This is a genomic window from Streptomyces longisporoflavus (genome assembly GCF_014649775.1).
In the GTDB taxonomy this organism is placed as follows: domain Bacteria; phylum Actinomycetota; class Actinomycetes; order Streptomycetales; family Streptomycetaceae; genus Streptomyces; species Streptomyces longisporoflavus.
Genome location: NZ_BMTR01000011.1, coordinates 321618 through 336615, shown reverse-complemented (window position 1 = coordinate 336615; position 14998 = coordinate 321618). Strand labels below are relative to the sequence as shown.

The 14998-nt window shown below is 69.5% G+C and carries 15 protein-coding genes; 7 read left to right on the top strand and 8 right to left on the bottom strand.

Going from position 1 to position 14998, the window contains the following annotated elements; genetic code table 11:
- Positions 1–383 precede the first annotated feature (383 nt).
- Positions 384–1025 carry a DNA-3-methyladenine glycosylase gene (locus IE226_RS24010; protein WP_190083388.1) on the bottom strand — a complete coding sequence of 214 codons (642 nt, stop codon included), beginning with the start codon at positions 1023–1025 and terminating at the stop codon, positions 384–386.
- Between the two features lie 161 nt (positions 1026–1186).
- Between IE226_RS24010 and IE226_RS24005 the strand changes: the two genes are divergently transcribed.
- The 3 genes from IE226_RS24005 to IE226_RS23995 all read left to right on the top strand — a co-directional run bounded on the left by IE226_RS24005 (position 1187) and on the right by IE226_RS23995 (position 3223).
- The gene (locus IE226_RS24005; protein WP_190083387.1) at positions 1187–1969 is read left to right on the top strand and encodes a sporulation protein; all 783 of its coding nucleotides are present in this window, start codon (positions 1187–1189) and stop codon (positions 1967–1969) included.
- Between the two features lie 60 nt (positions 1970–2029).
- Positions 2030–2569, top strand: a complete 540-nt coding sequence (locus IE226_RS24000) for a YbhB/YbcL family Raf kinase inhibitor-like protein (protein WP_190083386.1) — start codon at positions 2030–2032, stop codon at positions 2567–2569.
- A gap of 147 nt (positions 2570–2716) precedes the next feature.
- Positions 2717–3223, top strand: a complete 507-nt coding sequence (locus IE226_RS23995; RefSeq protein WP_190083385.1) for an HNH endonuclease — start codon at positions 2717–2719, stop codon at positions 3221–3223.
- Positions 3224–3284: 61 nt separating this feature from the next.
- On the opposite strand, the gene IE226_RS23990 is transcribed toward IE226_RS23995, so the two are convergent.
- The 3 genes from IE226_RS23990 to IE226_RS23980 all read right to left on the bottom strand — a co-directional run bounded on the left by IE226_RS23990 (position 3285) and on the right by IE226_RS23980 (position 5653).
- Positions 3285–4226, bottom strand: coding sequence for an SPFH domain-containing protein (locus IE226_RS23990; RefSeq protein WP_190083384.1), 942 nt, complete (start codon positions 4224–4226; stop codon positions 3285–3287).
- Positions 4227–4341: 115 nt separating this feature from the next.
- On the bottom strand, positions 4342–4770 hold the full coding sequence (locus IE226_RS23985; RefSeq protein ID WP_190083383.1) for an NfeD family protein: 429 nt from the start codon (positions 4768–4770) through the stop codon (positions 4342–4344).
- Between the two features lie 85 nt (positions 4771–4855).
- Positions 4856–5653, bottom strand: a complete 798-nt coding sequence (locus tag IE226_RS23980) for an ABC transporter ATP-binding protein (RefSeq protein ID WP_190083382.1) — start codon at positions 5651–5653, stop codon at positions 4856–4858.
- A gap of 123 nt (positions 5654–5776) precedes the next feature.
- Between IE226_RS23980 and IE226_RS23975 the strand changes: the two genes are divergently transcribed.
- A complete protein-coding gene (locus IE226_RS23975; RefSeq protein ID WP_190083381.1) occupies positions 5777–6556 on the top strand; it encodes an Rv1486c family protein in 780 nt (259 codons plus the stop codon).
- Between the two features lie 220 nt (positions 6557–6776).
- Here IE226_RS23975 and IE226_RS23970 read toward each other — a convergent pair whose 3' ends face one another.
- From IE226_RS23970 to IE226_RS23960, 3 genes are all read right to left on the bottom strand, one after another.
- Positions 6777–7022 (bottom strand): chaplin, encoded by a 246-nt coding sequence (locus IE226_RS23970; RefSeq protein WP_190083380.1) that lies wholly within the window; start codon positions 7020–7022, stop codon positions 6777–6779.
- A gap of 171 nt (positions 7023–7193) precedes the next feature.
- Positions 7194–7856 (bottom strand): response regulator, encoded by a 663-nt coding sequence (locus IE226_RS23965; RefSeq protein ID WP_308429521.1) that lies wholly within the window; start codon positions 7854–7856, stop codon positions 7194–7196.
- Positions 7849–8994 carry a GAF domain-containing sensor histidine kinase gene (locus IE226_RS23960; RefSeq protein ID WP_190083379.1) on the bottom strand — a complete coding sequence of 382 codons (1146 nt, stop codon included), beginning with the start codon at positions 8992–8994 and terminating at the stop codon, positions 7849–7851. Before IE226_RS23960 ends, IE226_RS23965 begins: the two co-directional genes overlap by 8 nt.
- 222 nt (positions 8995–9216) lie before the next feature.
- Here IE226_RS23960 and IE226_RS23955 point away from each other — a divergent pair, with 222 nt between their 5' ends.
- The 3 genes from IE226_RS23955 to IE226_RS23945 all read left to right on the top strand — a co-directional run bounded on the left by IE226_RS23955 (position 9217) and on the right by IE226_RS23945 (position 12025).
- Entirely contained in the window at positions 9217–9939 is a 723-nt protein-coding gene (locus IE226_RS23955; RefSeq protein WP_190083378.1) for an SDR family NAD(P)-dependent oxidoreductase, read from the top strand.
- Positions 9936–11018 carry an S-adenosylmethionine:tRNA ribosyltransferase-isomerase gene (locus IE226_RS23950; RefSeq protein WP_190083377.1) on the top strand — a complete coding sequence of 361 codons (1083 nt, stop codon included), beginning with the start codon at positions 9936–9938 and terminating at the stop codon, positions 11016–11018. Before IE226_RS23955 ends, IE226_RS23950 begins: the two co-directional genes overlap by 4 nt.
- A 293-nt stretch (positions 11019–11311) precedes the next feature.
- Positions 11312–12025 carry a transglycosylase SLT domain-containing protein gene (locus tag IE226_RS23945; protein WP_190083376.1) on the top strand — a complete coding sequence of 238 codons (714 nt, stop codon included), beginning with the start codon at positions 11312–11314 and terminating at the stop codon, positions 12023–12025.
- Positions 12026–12140: 115 nt separating this feature from the next.
- Here IE226_RS23945 and IE226_RS23940 read toward each other — a convergent pair whose 3' ends face one another.
- Positions 12141–14756 (bottom strand): ABC transporter ATP-binding protein/permease, encoded by a 2616-nt coding sequence (locus IE226_RS23940; protein WP_190083375.1) that lies wholly within the window; start codon positions 14754–14756, stop codon positions 12141–12143.
- Positions 14757–14998: the final 242 nt, after the last annotated feature.

The window sequence follows — 14998 nt, the reverse complement described above, 5'->3', positions numbered from 1 at the left end:
TCAAGGAACGGACGCTTCCTTTGTACTCACCCTCTCGGGCTTTCCTCCGGGCGCTTCCCTTCGGTGTTTCATTTTGTCTTGCTGTTCTTGCTGTCTTGCGTTTCCAACTCTACCAGATCCGTTTTCCGTTCCGTTCCCGGTTCGGATTTCATTTCCGGTGGCCGTTGGAGGGCCTTTGCCTTTCGGCGTGTTCACTACGTTAGCGGATTCCCTCTGCAACTCATAATCGAGTTCCGCGAGTTCGAATTCCAGCATGCGAGCATGCGAAATGCGCCCCCGCTGAGGGGAAGTCGTAGGTAGTGGTTGGCCGCTTCCAGCTGCTGGCAGAACGCCGTCACCGGGTCAAGCGGCTCGGGCTACATTACGGTCCGCCCAAGGCCGCGTCAAGTTCGGCGGCGCCGCGGCGCATGGGCCCGATAGGGGCTGACCGTCGGGTCGTTGGGGATCCAGAAGCGCCAGGGGTGGACGGCGCCTTCACCGCCGACTCCCGTACGCGGGCCGCTGCTGAGCTGCTCGGGGTCGACGGGGGTCCCCGTAAGCAGGCTGAGGGGGGCGTCTTCTCCCGTACAGAGGTCTACGCCGTTCTGGCTGCGGTCCACGTCAAGGGCCGTGGCCAGGCGTGCGGGGCCTTTGGCCAGTTCCCTGTCGTTGCGGGCCGAGAGTCGGCGCTTGCGGGCGATCTCCGCGCCGGTCGTGATCTCCCCCGCCCTGAGCAGGACACCGCTCGCCTGGCCCTCAGGACCGCACACCACGTTGAGGCAGTGCCACATGCCGTAGGTGAAGTAGACGTACGCGTGGCCGGGCGGACCGAACATCACGCTGTTGCGGGCGGTCGGGCCGCGATAGGCGTGCGACCCCGGGTCGGCCTCGCCCGCGTAGGCCTCCACCTCTGTGAGGCGCAGCTCGATCGGACCCTCCGGTGAGCTGCGTACGAGGATGCGGCCCAGAAGATCCGGGGCGACTTCGAGGACGGGGCGAGCGAAGAAGTCGTGCGTGAGGGGCGTACGGTCAGGGGCCTTGATCATGCTGTCCGAGACTACTGGAGACGGTCCGGCCGGGCGGGTGGCCACAGGCCGGACGGGTTGCCAGGGTGAGGGCTCGGAACCGGACGCGGGTTGCTCGCGTTTGTATGGATCAAGGATTTAAGTCGAGTCGAACCACAGGCGGGGCCTGGGGGAGGAGAGTCATGGGGTTCAAGAAGCTGCTTGCGAGCCTGGGTGCCGGCGGTGCCTCGGTGGAGACGGTGCTGACCGAGGTCAACGTCGTACCCGGTGGTGTCGTCCAGGGTGAGGTGCGGATCCAGGGCGGTTCCGTCGACCAGGAGATCGAGGGTCTGTCCGTCGGTCTGCAGGCGCGGGTCGAGGTCGAGGGCCAGGACCAGGAGACGAAGCAGGACATCGAGTTCACCAAGCTGCGCCTCGGTGGGGCCTTCACGCTCCAGGCGGGCCAGGTGCACGCGGTGCCGTTCGGCCTGGAGATCCCCTGGGAGACGCCGATCACCTCCATCGACGGGCAGCAGCTGCGCGGGATGAACATCGGTGTGACCACCGAGTTGGAGATCGCGCGTGCGGTGGACTCCGGTGACCTCGACCCGATCAACGTGCACCCGCTGCCGGCGCAGCAGGCCATCCTGGACGCCTTCATTCAGCTGGGCTTCCGCTTCAAGAGCGCCGACATGGAGCGCGGTCACATCCGCGGTACGCGGCAGAAGCTGCCGTTCTACCAGGAGATCGAGTTCTTCCCGCCGCAGCAGTACCGCGGTCTGAACCAGGTCGAGCTGAGCTTCATCGCCGACGACCGCGAGATGGACGTCGTCCTGGAGATGGACAAGAAGCCGGGTCTCTTCAGCGAGAGCAGCGACTCGTTCCGCTCGTTCAAGGTCGGTCTGAACGACTTCCAGGGCACGGACTGGGCGGGGTACCTGAACGAGTGGCTGTCCCAGGTCGGCAGCAAGCGCAACTGGTTCTAGGCTCGGTACGGAAGAGCTGTAGAGCTGCCGCAGAGCAGGAATCAATCAGGAGGTGCCGACGTGACCGAGCTCAAGAGGCCGCCGCTTCCCCATGACTTCCATCCGCCCGTGCCGTCGTTCACGGTCGTGAGCGATGACGTCGAGCCGGGGGCGGTCCTTAAGGACGCTCAGGTTCATGCGGCCGGGAACACCTCGCCGCACCTGCGGTGGGAAGGCTTCCCGCCGGAGACCAAGAGTTTCGCCGTGACGTGCTTCGACCCGGACGCGCCCACGGGCAGCGGGTTCTGGCACTGGTCGGTCATCGACATCCCGGTGTCGGTGACGGAACTGCCCACCGGCGCGGGCAGCGGCAAGTTCGAGGGGCTGCCCGAGGGCGCGGTGCAGGTGCGCAACGACTACGGGACGAAGGAGTTCGGTGGCGCAGCGCCGCCGCCCGGCGACCCGGCGCACCGCTATGTGTTCACCGTGTACGCGGTGGACCAGGAGAAGCTCGGTCCCGATTCCGACACTCCGCCCGCCGCCGTCGGGTTCAACCTCCGGTTCCACACGATCGGGCGGGCGCAGTTGCTCGCCGAGTATGCGGCTCCCGCCGGTAGCTGAGCGTTCACTGAACGTTTGCCCGCCCCTGGTCATGGAAGTGATCAGGGGCGGGCATTTTTTATTGCGTTGTCCATCTCGGCGTGCCCGGCCAGAGTTGATCCCAGCCCGCCGGGGGGTGGGTCGGTGTGCATACGGGAGGTGGGCGAAATGCGGGACACGCTGGTGCTGAACGCGAGCTTCGAGCCGCTGTCGACGGTGACGCTGAACCGTGCCGTCGTACTGGTCCTCAGTGACAAGGCAGTCGTCGAGCAGGCCCACCCCGGACTCCGTGTGCGCGCGGCGGCGGTCGAGATACCGGTGCCGCGGGTGATCAGGCTCTGCAGGTATGTACGGGTGCCTTTCCGAAGACGGGCTCCGTGGTCGCGGCGCGGTGTTCTCGTACGGGACCAGCACAGGTGCGCGTACTGCGGGCGGCGGGCGACGACCGTGGACCACGTGGTGCCGCGGGCGCAGGGCGGCGGGGACACCTGGCTGAACACGGTTGCTTCGTGCGCCCTCGACAATCACCGCAAAGCGGACCGTACGCCGGAGGAGGCGGGGATGCCGTTGTTGCGGCAGCCCTTTGAGCCGACTCCCGCGGACGCCATGCTGCTGGCGCTTGGCCGGGACGAGTTGGCGGCGCTGCCGGAGTGGCTGGCAGCGCCTGCCGCGTAGCCGCCCGGCCTTGGCCGAGCGCGCAGTTCCCCGCGCCCCCTCGGGGCGCGGGTTTCTTGCGTCAGTCGATCGGCGGCTGTTCGCGGCGCTCCTTGCCCTGTGCGGGCACCGAACCGCCGCCGCCCCCCATGGGGCCGAAGTTGCCGAGTGCGCCGCCGAGGCCCTTGAGGGCGTCGCCGATCTCGCTGGGCACGATCCAGAGCTTGTTCGCGTCGCCCTCGGCGATCTTCGGGAGCATCTGGAGGTACTGGTACGAGAGGAGCTTCTGGTCCGCGTCTCCGGCGTGGATGGACTCGAAGACCGTACGGATGGCCTGGGCCTCGCCCTCTGCACGCAGCGCCGCGGCCTTGGCCTCACCCTCGGCGCGCAGGATCGCGGACTGCTTCTCGCCTTCGGCGCGCAGGATCTCCGACTGCCGTACACCTTCGGCCTGGAGGATCGCGGCGCGCTTGTCGCGGTCGGCGCGCATCTGCTTCTCCATCGAGTCCTGGATGGAGGTCGGCGGCTCGATCGCCTTGAGCTCGACGCGGTTGACGCGGATGCCCCACTTGCCGGTGGCCTCGTCGAGGACGCCTCGCAGCGCGGCGTTGATCTCCTCGCGGGAGGTCAGGGTCCGCTCCAGGTCCATGCCACCGATGATGTTGCGCAGCGTCGTGACGGTGAGCTGCTCGATCGCCTGGATGTAGCTGGCGACCTCGTACGTCGCGGCGCGGGCGTCGGTCACCTGGTAGTAGATGACGGTGTCGATGTTCACCACGAGGTTGTCCTGGGTGATCACCGGCTGGGGCGGGAACGGGACGACCTGTTCACGCAGGTCGATGCGGTTGCGGATCGAGTCGATGAACGGGACGACGATGTTCAGGCCCGCGTTCAGCGTTCGTGTGTAGCGGCCGAAGCGCTCGACGATCGCCGCACTGGCCTGCGGGATGACCTGGATCGTCTTGATCAGGGCGATGAATACCAGCACCACCAGAATGATCAGGACGATGATGATTGGTTGCATCGTTGCTCCCCGTACCCCTCTTGCCTCGGTGTTCCCGGAAGATCCGCAGAGCCACGATGCCCGCGAAGATCTTGCTGGTCGAGTCTGTCAGACCGCCGCTCACCCCGTGGTGCATTCACATGACGATGGCCGTCGCTCCGTCGATCTCCACGACATCCACCTCGTGTCCCGCCTCGTAGCTCTGGGCGGTGTCGAGTGCGCGTGCCGACCAGATCTCGCCGGCGAGCTTGATCCGGCCGCCGGAGCCGTCGACGCGCTCCACGACGACGGCTGTTCTGCCCTTCAGTGCCTCTACTCCCGTGGCCAGTCTGGGGCCTTGGGCGCGTTGTCGGGCCGCGACCGGGCGCACGACCGCGATGAGCGCGACCGACACCGCGGCGAATACGACGACTTGGAGCACCGTGTCGCCGCCGAGGCCGGCGGTCACGGCGCCCGCGACGGCGCCCACGGAGAGCATGCCGAGCTCCGGCATCGCGGTCAGTACGAGCGGGATTCCGAGCGCGACGGCGCCGATCAGCCACCACACCCATGCGTCGATGTCCACGTGTTCATGGTAGGACCGCGGGACCGTCCCGCACAGGGCACGTGATCTACCGGCCGGAGCGGGCACGGTAGTTCGCGCCGGAGTGTCAGCCGAGCGGGAGGCCCTGCGCGCTCCAGCGCTCGCCGCGCTCCTCGACCACCAGGGGCAGTCCGAAGCACATGGAGAGGTTGCGCGAGGTCAGTTCGAGTTCCAGCGGGCCCGCGGCCATGATCTTGCCCTGGCGGATCATGAGGACGTGGGTGAAGCCGGGGGCGATCTCCTCGACGTGGTGCGTGACCATGATCATCGAGGGGGCGATCGGGTCGCGGGCGAGGCGGCCGAGGCGTCGTACGAGGTCTTCGCGGCCGCCGAGGTCGAGGCCCGCGGCGGGCTCGTCGAGCAGGAGCAGCTCGGGGTCGGTCATCAGGGCGCGCGCGATCAGGGTGCGCTTGCGCTCTCCCTCGGAGAGGGTGCCGAACCTGCGGTCCAGGTACTCGGTCATGCCGAGGCGGTCGAGGAAGGCACGGGCGCGCTGCTCGTCGACGTCTTCGTAGTCCTCGTGCCAGCCGGCGGTCATGCCGTACGCGGCGGTGAGCACCGTCTGGAGCACGGTCTGGTTCTTGGGCAGCTTCTCGGCCATCGCGATGCCGGCCACGCCGATGCGCGGGCGGAGCTCGAAGACGTCCGTGCCGGGCTTGCCGAGGGTCTCGCCGAGGATGGTCGCGGTGCCGGTGCTCGGGTGGAGGTAGCTGGACGCGACGTTCAGGAGGGTGGTCTTGCCCGCGCCGTTCGGTCCGAGGATGACCCAGCGCTCACCCTCCTTGACCGACCACGAGACCTGGTCCACCAGAGCCCGGCCCTCGCGGACAACGGATACGTCCTCCAGCTCCAGTACATCGCTCATGAGCGCGTTGTCTCCCATTGCAGTCTCGGCTGTCGCTTGCGTCTGTGGACGCAGTCCCCTGGGAGAAAACCTACGCCACCGGTCGAGCGCTCCCGCCCTTAGCCCGGTCCTTAGGCTGTACGCATGCTCTCGGAACCACGCTCAGGACGCCTGGCCGCATGGGGAAATGCCCTTCTTGCCGGACTTGTCTCACCGGATGACGCGGTGCTCGCCATGGTCGGCGACGACGCCGTGCACCGGGTCGAAGGTCTCCCCGGCGAGTCGGGGCCCGTCGGTCTCTCCCTCGCCGTCGGAAGGCTGCGCACGCTCGGGGTGACCGGCCTGCGGGTCGCTCTGCCCGCGCCGGGGCATCCGCTGGGCCTGAGCGGGCCGCCCGCCTTCAACGCGCGGGCTCTGGACGCCGAGGAGGCGGTCGTCGCCTACGGCGCTCCGTACGGCCTGGTGCCCGAGGTGTCCGAGGCGGGGCCCGCCGGTGACGTGCACGTGGAGGTCCTCTGGCACTGCCTGCCCGTACGGGAGGCGCCGCCCGCCGACGTGCCCTCGCTCGGCGAGGCGGAGCGGGAGCTGGCGGAGGCGCTGCGGGACGCGACGGAGGTGCTCTCGCGGCTCGACGTCGCGGGGTCGGGGCCGGTGGCCGAGGCGGCGGTGGACGCCTACCGGGCGCGGGCCGAGCGGGGGCGTGAGGTGCTCGCGCCGGGATATCCGCCTCGTGCGGTACGGGTGTTGGAGCTGGCCCAGCGGGTCGGCCTGCTGATCTCACTGGCGTACGAGAACGGCCACGGCGGGGCCGTGAGCGCCTCGGAGATGGCCGCGCGGGGTGAGGCGCTGCGGCCGGTGGAGCGGACGGCTCGGCGGGCCCAGGTGGCCGCGTACAACGCCTATGTGGAGGAGCGGGAGAGGTAGCCCGGGGGACGCCTTGGGGGGCTGGTCTCGGGGTGCCCGGTGGCTGCCGCTGCGCGGTGGGCTTCGGTCGGGGGGCGGGGTGCTTCTTCTCTGACCGCGGGCCGTTCGTAGCTTGGCGCGCAGTTCCCCGCGCCCCTTCGGGGCGCCCCCTCGGGGCACAGCAGACCGGCCTCCCGGGGAGGGCCCGGGAGGCCGGTGGTCACTGCGGGGCCGCGTGACGTCAGACGTTCACGCCGTCGTTCCCGAAGGCCGGGTTGAGGGCGCCGATGACGGAGACGGTGTTGCCCACGGCGTTCACGGGGACGTGCACCGGCGCCTGGACGAGGTTCCCGGAGCCGACGCCCGGCGAGTTCACGGCCTTGCCGCCCGCGTGCGCGCCGTCCGTGGCGGAGGCGAGACCGGCACCGGCGACGACGAGGCCACCCGCCACCATCGTGACAGCGGCGGCCTTCTTCAGGTTCTTCACTTCTGGATCCTCCTAAGCGATCGCCGCGGCCAGCCGCCGCAGCACGCACTGGAGAACGGCCGGGCGGCCCGCAGGTTGCGCCGATCGGGGGACATCCACACGACGGTATGAATCTCAGACCGCGACGCATCCATCGGCACCGCCGGTTGACGGCGTGTGCAGAAACGCTAATCAGCCGGTCACACCATGTCGTACGGCCCACAGGGCGGCCTGGGTGCGGTCGGCGAGGTCCAGTTTCATCAGGATGTTCGAGACGTGGGTCTTGACGGTCTTCTCGGAGAGGACGAGCGCCCGCGCGATCTCGCGGTTCGAGCGGCCGTCGGCGATGAGCCCGAGGACCTCCCGCTCCCGCTCGGTGAGCGACCCGCCCCTCCCCTGCCCGGCGTTGCTCTCCTCCTGGGACAGCAGCGCCCCCGCCACTTCGGGCTGGAGGAGGACATGGCCCGCGTGCACCGATCGGATGGCGCCCGCCAGTGCCTCCGGGTCCACGTCCTTGTAGACATACCCGGCGGCGCCGGCGCGCAGGGCCGGGACGACCGTGCGTTTCTCGGTGAAGCTGGTGACGATGAGCACGCGCGCGGGGTTGGCCAGTTCGCGGAGCTTGCGCAGCGCCTCGACGCCGTCCATGCCCGGCATCTTGACGTCCATGAGGACGACGTCCGGTTTCAACTTCTCGGCCTGCTCGATCCCTTCGGCGCCGTCCGACGCCTCCCCCACGACCTCGATGTCGTCCTGGACCTCGAGGAACGTACGCAGACCGCGGCGGACCACCTGGTGGTCGTCGACCAGCAGCACCCGGATCCCTGTCCGCGGATGAAGCACAGCGTCAGCCACCGGGAACCTCCATCTCGATCGTCGTGCCCTTGCCGGGCTCCGATTCCACGGTCAGCCGTCCGCCGACCCCGCCGGCCCTGTCCCGCATGGAGACCAGGCCCAAGTGCCGCCCCTCGCGGCGGATCCGCCGCGGGTCGAAGCCGCCGCCGTCGTCCGTGACGCGCAGCACGGCTCCCGCGCCGCGCCGCACCAGGGTCACGCCGACGCGTTCGGCCCCCGAGTGGCGCAAGGCGTTGTGCAGCGCCTCCTGGGCGACGCGCAGCATCGCTTCCTCCTGGGCCGCGGGAAGGGCGCGAACCGCGCAGCTCTCGAAGGTGACTTCGGCGGAGTGGGCGCGGTCGAGGACCTGCGTGTGCGTGCGCAAGGTGGCCACCAGGCCGTCCTCGTCCAGGGCCGCGGGGCGCAACTCCACCACGGCGGAGCGCAGTTCGTCCGCGGCCTCGGCCGCGAGGACCGCCACCTGCTGGAGTTCGCCCTTGGCCCGCGAGGGATCGCGGTCCACCAGGGCGGCCGCGGCCTGGGCCGTCAGGCGCAGGGAGAACAGCTTCTGGCTGACGGCGTCGTGCAGTTCGTGGGCGAGGCGCGAGCGCTCCTCGGCGATGGTCAGCTCGCGGCTGCGCTCGTAGAGCCGGGCGTTCGTGAGGGCGATCGCGGCGTGCTGGGCGAGGATCGTCAGGAGTTCTTCGTCCTCGGCGGTGAAGCCGCAACCGCCCTGCGGCTTGGGACACTTCTTGTTCGCGAGGAAGAGCGCGCCGAGCGTTTCGTCGCCGGACCGGATCGGCAGGCCCAGGAAATCGGACATGTCCGGGTGGGCGGACGGCCAGCCCTCGAAACGCGGGTCCTCGCGGACGTCGGCGAGACGCTCGGGCTCGGCCCTGTGCAGCATCGAGGCGAGGATGCCGTGCTGGCGGGGCAGCGGGCCGATGGCGCGCCACTGCTCCTCGCTGACGCCGTCGACGACGAACTGGGCGAATCCGCCGTGGTCGTCCGGGACGCCGAGCGCCGCATACTCCGCGTCGAGCAGCTCGCGGGCGGAGGCGACGATCGTCTTGAGGACGTCGCGCACCTCGAGCTGCCTGCTCATGGCGAGAAGCGCGGAGCTCACCGCGTTCAGGCCGGACCGGTGTCCTTGACTCATGGCCTCACGGTACCGGCGGGGTGTGACAGTGCGTATCGGACCTGTGGCGGCCCATGCCTAGGCCGGGGGGCGTAGGCCCAAAGGCCCCGGGCCGCCGGGCGTAGACCCAAGGTCCCCGGGCCGTTGCGGCCCGCGCACGAGGCGTCGGCGGCGGGCCCGTTCCTAGCGTGGGGTCATCCGCCGCGGAAGCGGCTGTCAGGGCGACCCGAGGGGACGGATGTCATGCCGGTAGCGATCATCACGGGGGCTTCTAAAGGGCTGGGGCGCGCGCTGGCGGCCGCGCTCGCGGAGCGCGGCTGGGATCTGGTGCTCGACGCCAGAACGGCGTCCGCGCTGGAGGAGGCAGCGCGCGAGCCGGCGGCGCACGGCACGCGCGTAGAGGCCCTCGCGGGGGACGTCACGGATGCCGGGCACCGCGCGGATCTGGTGGCGGCGGCGCGCGGCCTAGGCGGTCTTGATCTCCTGGTGAACAACGCGAGCGCGCTGGGTGCGGAGCCTCTCGTACGCCTCGAAGAGCTCACGTCCGAGGGACTGCGGCAGGCGCTGGAGACCAATGTCGTGGCGGCGCTCGGGCTGGTCCAGGGGGCGCTGCCCCTGTTGCGGGCCTCGGGGGCGGGGGCGGTGGTGGACGTCAGTTCCGACGCGGCCGTCGAGGCGTACGAGACGTGGGGCGGGTACGGGGCGTCCAAGGCCGCCCTCGATCATCTGTCGGCGGTGCTCGCCGTGGAGGAGCCGGGGATCCGGGTGTGGGCGGTCGACCCCGGTGACATGCGGACCGACCTCTACGAAGCGGCCGTTCCGGGCGATGACGCCTCGGGGCGGCCGTCGCCGGGGACGGTGGTGCCGGCCTTCCTGCGGCTGCTCGACGAGCGTCCGCCGAGCGGGCGGTACTCCGCTCCTTCTCTGCTGGGCGTGGCCGGCTCTGTCTCCGTGGACGCCCGATGACGCTGGCCGTGCGGGTGCCGGAGGAGTTGTCGGCGCGGGTTCCCGTCGAGCAGCGGGGTCAGGGGCTCGGCAGGGACGCGGTGCGGCTGCTCGTGTCGCACGGGACGGAGGTCTCGCATCGGGCGTTCGCCGACCTGCCCTCGCTGCTGCGGGCCGGGGACCTGCTGATCGTGAACACCTCGCAGACGCTGCCCGCCGCGGTCGACGGCACCGCCGGGCACGCGCGCGTGGTGGTGCACTTCTCGACGCGGGGCGACGACGGACGGTGGGCCGTCGAGCTGCGCGATCCGGACGGGCGGGGCACCACGCGTGCACGTGCGGGCGGGCCCGCGGGTTGTGTCGTGCGGCTCCCCGGAGACGTACGACTCGTCCTGGAGGAACCGCTTGCGCCGGGGAGCGAGCGGCTGTGGTGGGCCGGAGTGCCGGCCGATGTGCCGTCACTGCTGCGGCGGCACGGGCGCCCCATCCGTTACTCCTATACAGAGAGGGACCAGCCGCTCGCCGCCCACCAGACGGTGTTCGCGCTCCCCTCGGCCGACGGGACGGGCAGTGCGGAGATGCCGAGCGCGGCCCGGCCGTTCACCGCGGACCTGGTGGCACGCCTGGTGAGCCGGGGTGTGCAGTTCGCGCCGGTCGTCCTGCATACGGGCGTGGCATCGCCGGAGGCGCACGAGCCGCCGTACCCGGAGCTCTTCGCGGTGCCGCAGACGTCGGCGCGCCTCGTCAATGCCGCGCGGGCGGGCGGAGGACGCGTCATCGCGGTCGGCACGACGGCCGTGCGCGCGGTCGAGTCCGCCGCGGGGCCCGACGGGGTGGTCCGGGCGGCGGCGGGACGCACGGAGCTCGTGGTGACACCCGAACGGGGCGTACGCGTGGTGGACGGGCTGCTCACGGGGCTGCACGAGCCGCAGGCCTCGCATCTGCTGATGTTGGAGGCGGTCGCGGGCCGGGCCGCCGTCGACCGGGGTTACGCGGAGGCGGTACGCCGTCTCTACCTCTGGCACGAGTTCGGCGACGTACACCTCCTCCTTCCGGAGGAGTTTGCTCACCCAGAGAGTTGCTGTGGCAACTCAAGGTGAGTTTGTTACGCGTCCGATGTGAGCCCGCGCATAGGGTGCATGTCACGTACGAAGTCCCCTAGTGGATGAGATATCCCTTTATGCGCATGGCGAGGAATGCAGTCAAAAGGTACGACGTACCCCCTGATCCACTACCCGGCTTCGTACGTCACTGCTTTGCCACAGAATTTTGCGGCCGCTAACAATTGCTCCCGTCGCTCGGCGCCGCGGTCTCGCACCGCGGCGTTTGTGCCGGAAGAAGCAATGTCCCCGCCGGCCGGAGCGACCTCCGCTATTCGAAGAGGTCCATCAGCATGTCCCAGCACACCACCCCTGGTCATAGTCGCCCCGAGCTGACCAAGACCCAGAAGTTCTCGATCGCCGGTGTCGCCACGCTCGGCGCCGCTGCCCTCGCGTTCTCCCTCGTGCCGGGCAGCGCCGATGCCGGAACCGGCGACGTCTCCGCCGCCCCCGTGGCCTTCACGCAGAACGCCGACGCCCAGCAGTCGGTGCACGCCGGCGTCGCCAAGCAGCAGACCAACGCCGACAAGCAGGCCAAGGACGCCGCTGCCGCGAAGGCGAAGGCCGAGGCCGACGCCGCCGCGAAGAAGCGGGCCGACGAGCAGGCCGCGGCCAAGAAGAAGGCCGAGGACGAGCGCAAGGCCAAGGAAGCCGCGAGCCGTGCCGCCGCGCGCAAGCCGGTCTACGCCAACAACCTCGACGGCTGGATCCGCCAGTCCCTGGACATCATGAAGGCCAAGGGCATCCCCGGTTCCTACGAGGGCCTGCACCGCAACATCATCCGCGAGTCCGCCGGTGACCCGAACGCCAAGAACGGCTGGGACATCAACGCCATCAACGGCACCCCGTCCGTCGGCCTGCTCCAGGTCATCCAGCCGACCTTCGACGCCTACCACGTCGAGGGCACGTCCACGAACATCTACGACCCGGTCGCCAACATCACGGCCGCGGCCAACTACGCCGCCGACCGCTACGGCTCGATGGACAACGTGAACAGCGCCTACTGAGCCTGGTCTCCCGGTACACGGGCGATCGACGGACCTCTTCACCGAGGCTCGACAGACGCCGAAGGGCGGCACCCCACGGGGGTGCCGCCCTTCTCGTCTGCTCGCGGACAGCCGCTTACTTGCGCATGACCTCCGGCTCGTGCCGGCGCAGCAGCCGTGCGACCGCGAAGCCGCAGGCGATGCCGATCAGGAGCAGGATGGTGATGTTGATGCCCCACTGGCTTGCCGAGTGCTCCCACAGCGGGTCGAGGTCGCCCGGCTTCTTCGGGTCCCACGGCGGCATGAGGTGCGCGAGGTCCAGCGTGGCGCCCGCACCCGCGATGGCCCAGCGCGACGGCATCAGCCAGGCGAACTGCTCCAGGCCGGGCGAGCCGTAGACCTGGAAGAGGACGCCGGTGAAGACGACCTGGACGATCGCGAACATCACCAGGAGCGGCATGGTCTTCTCGGAGGTCTTCACCAGCGAGGAGATGACCAGGCCGAACATCATCGAGGTGAAGCCCAGGGCGATGATGACCAGGCAGATCTCGACGGCCGGGGGCATGATCAGGCCCTCTTCCGGCATGTCGCGCGTGGCGAAGCCGATGCCGCAGATGATGACGCCCTGGAGGGCCGTGATCACGCCGAGGACGATGACCTTGGACATCAGGTACGCCGAGCGGGAGAGGCCGGTGGCCCGCTCCCGTTCGTAGATGACCCGTTCCTTGATCAGCTCACGTACGGAGTTGGCCGCGCCGGAGAAGCACATGCCGACCGCGAGGATCAGCATGATCGTGCCCGCGTCGCCGTTGAACTTGACCGGCGGCTTGGGCGGGGCGAGCCCGAAGTCGGCCGGGATGACGACGCTGACGATGCCCAGAACCGCGGGCAGGATCACCATCAGGCCCATGAAGCCCTTGTCGGAGGCGATCACCGAGGTGTAGCGGCGGATCAGTGTCCACAGCTGCGAGCCCCAGCCCTGTGGCTTGGGCGGCCTGATCGCCTGCGGTGGTGGCATGTGCACCGACTGTGCGGCCACGGCGTCGATGTCGGCGGCGTACATCTGGTAGTGCTGCGAGCCCTTCCAGCGGCCCGCCCAGTCGTAGTCGCGGTAGTTCTCGAACGCCGAGAAGACGTCGGCCCACGTCTGGTAGCCGAAGAAGTTGAGCGCTTCCTCCGGCGGACCGAAGTACGCGACCGAACCGCCGGGCGCCATCACCAGGAGCTTGTCGCAGATCGCGAGCTCGGCGACCGAGTGCGTGACGACCAGGACCGTACGGCCGTCGTCCGCGAGGCCGCGCAGGAGCTGCATGACGTCGCGGTCCATGCCCGGGTCGAGGCCGGAGGTCGGCTCGTCCAGGAAGATAAGGGACGGCTTGGTGAGGAGCTCCAGGGCCACCGACACGCGCTTGCGCTGGCCACCGGAGAGGGAGGTGACCTTCTTCTCCTTGTGGATGTCCAGCTTGAGCTCGCGCAGGACCTCGTCGATGCGCTGCTCGCGCTCCTGCTCGCTGGTGTCCGAGGGGAAGCGCAGCTTGGCGGCGTACTTGAGGGCCTTCTTGACGGTCAGTTCCTTGTGCAGGATGTCGTCCTGCGGGACCAGACCGATGCGCTGGCGCAGCTCGGCGAACTGCTTGTAGAGGTTCCGGTTGTCGTAGAGGACGTCACCCTTGTTGGCGGGCCGGTAGCCGGTGAGCGCCTTGAGCAGGGTGGACTTTCCGGAGCCCGAGGGGCCGATGACCGCGATGAGCGACTTCTCCGGAACGCCGAAGGAGACGTCCTTGAGGATGTCCTTGCCGCCGTCGACCGTCACCGTGAGGTGGCGGGCGGAGAAGGAGATCTCACCGGTGTCGACGAACTCCTCGAGCCGGTCGCCGACGAGCCGGAACGTCGAGTGGCCGACGCTGACGATGTCGTTCGGGCCGATGAGGGCCGTGCCCGACTTCGCGACCGGCTGACCGTTGATGTACGTGCCGTTGTGCGAGCCGAGGTCGTGGATCTCGAAACGGCCGTCCGGAGTGGCCGTGAACTCGGCGTGGTGCCGCGAGACCTGGAGGTCGGAGACGACCAGTTCGTTCTCCAGGGCGCGGCCGATGCGCATCTTGCGGCCGAGCGCGAGCTGGTGGAACGTCGTCGGGCTGCGGTCGCCGTAGACCGGCGGGGCCCCCGCGGCACCGCCGGAACCCGCGCCGGGACCCTGCTGCTGCGGGACCTGGGGCTGCTGGGGCTGCTGAGGCTGCTGGTGTTGAGCCTGCTGCTGGGGCTGCGGCCAGCCCTGCTGCTGGGGCATCTGCTGCTGCGCCTGGTACTGCGGCGCCTGCTGCTCAGGCGTCTGGGCGGCCCAGCCGGGACCGCCCTGCTGCTGCGCGTGGTGCTGCGGTGCCTGGTGTTGCGGCGCCTGATGGGCCGGTGCCTGCTGAGCGGCCTGCTGCGGTGCGGACACGGCGGCGGCGCCCGAGGCGCTGCCGGACACATTCAGCCGCGGACCGTCGGTCGCGTTGCCGAGGTTCACGGCCGAGCCGGGACCGATTTCCATCTGGTGGATCCGCTGGCCCTGCACAAAGGTGCCGTTGGTGCTGCCGTGGTCCTCGATGACCCAAGTGCGGCCGCTCCAGCTGATCGTGGCGTGACGCCAGGACACCCTGGCGTCGTCAAGCGCGAGATCTCCCTGCGGATCACGTCCGAGGGTGTACGACCTGGATGGATCGAGCGTCCAGGTCCTTCCATTCAATTCCAGTACGAGTTCCGGCACTCCAGCCCCACTGAGTTGTCCCCCGAGCTAGCCCCCGTCATGGGGAGTCTAGGGATGTCGAACATCGGGAGGAACTATTTCAGGCGGAGGCCTCTGACCGAAAGTCGGGCCTTGTGAAGACTGCGTACGAGCCCGGGCGACCGCCCCGTTGACGGGGCAGAAACCGCCCCGGAGAGTAGTAACCGCCCACGAGTGCATACGGATCATGCGCATTGCGCACATCTCGCATGAATAGGGCGCGG

Excerpts from the sequence above, each read along its gene's own strand:
- IE226_RS23960 (WP_190083379.1), bottom strand. The coding sequence starts at position 8,994 with ATGAGTCAAGGACACCGGTCCGGCCTGAACGCGGTGAGCTCCGCGCTT.
- IE226_RS24005 (WP_190083387.1), top strand. The coding sequence starts at position 1,187 with ATGGGGTTCAAGAAGCTGCTTGCGAGCCTGGGTGCCGGCGGTGCCTCG.
- IE226_RS23955 (WP_190083378.1), top strand. The coding sequence starts at position 9,217 with ATGCCGGTAGCGATCATCACGGGGGCTTCTAAAGGGCTGGGGCGCGCG.
- IE226_RS23995 (WP_190083385.1), top strand. The coding sequence starts at position 2,717 with ATGCGGGACACGCTGGTGCTGAACGCGAGCTTCGAGCCGCTGTCGACG.
- IE226_RS24010 (WP_190083388.1), bottom strand. The coding sequence starts at position 1,025 with ATGATCAAGGCCCCTGACCGTACGCCCCTCACGCACGACTTCTTCGCT.
- IE226_RS23945 (WP_190083376.1), top strand. The coding sequence starts at position 11,312 with ATGTCCCAGCACACCACCCCTGGTCATAGTCGCCCCGAGCTGACCAAG.
- IE226_RS23975 (WP_190083381.1), top strand. The coding sequence starts at position 5,777 with ATGCTCTCGGAACCACGCTCAGGACGCCTGGCCGCATGGGGAAATGCC.
- IE226_RS23990 (WP_190083384.1), bottom strand. The coding sequence starts at position 4,226 with ATGCAACCAATCATCATCGTCCTGATCATTCTGGTGGTGCTGGTATTC.
- IE226_RS23950 (WP_190083377.1), top strand. The coding sequence starts at position 9,936 with ATGACGCTGGCCGTGCGGGTGCCGGAGGAGTTGTCGGCGCGGGTTCCC.
- IE226_RS23980 (WP_190083382.1), bottom strand. The coding sequence starts at position 5,653 with ATGAGCGATGTACTGGAGCTGGAGGACGTATCCGTTGTCCGCGAGGGC.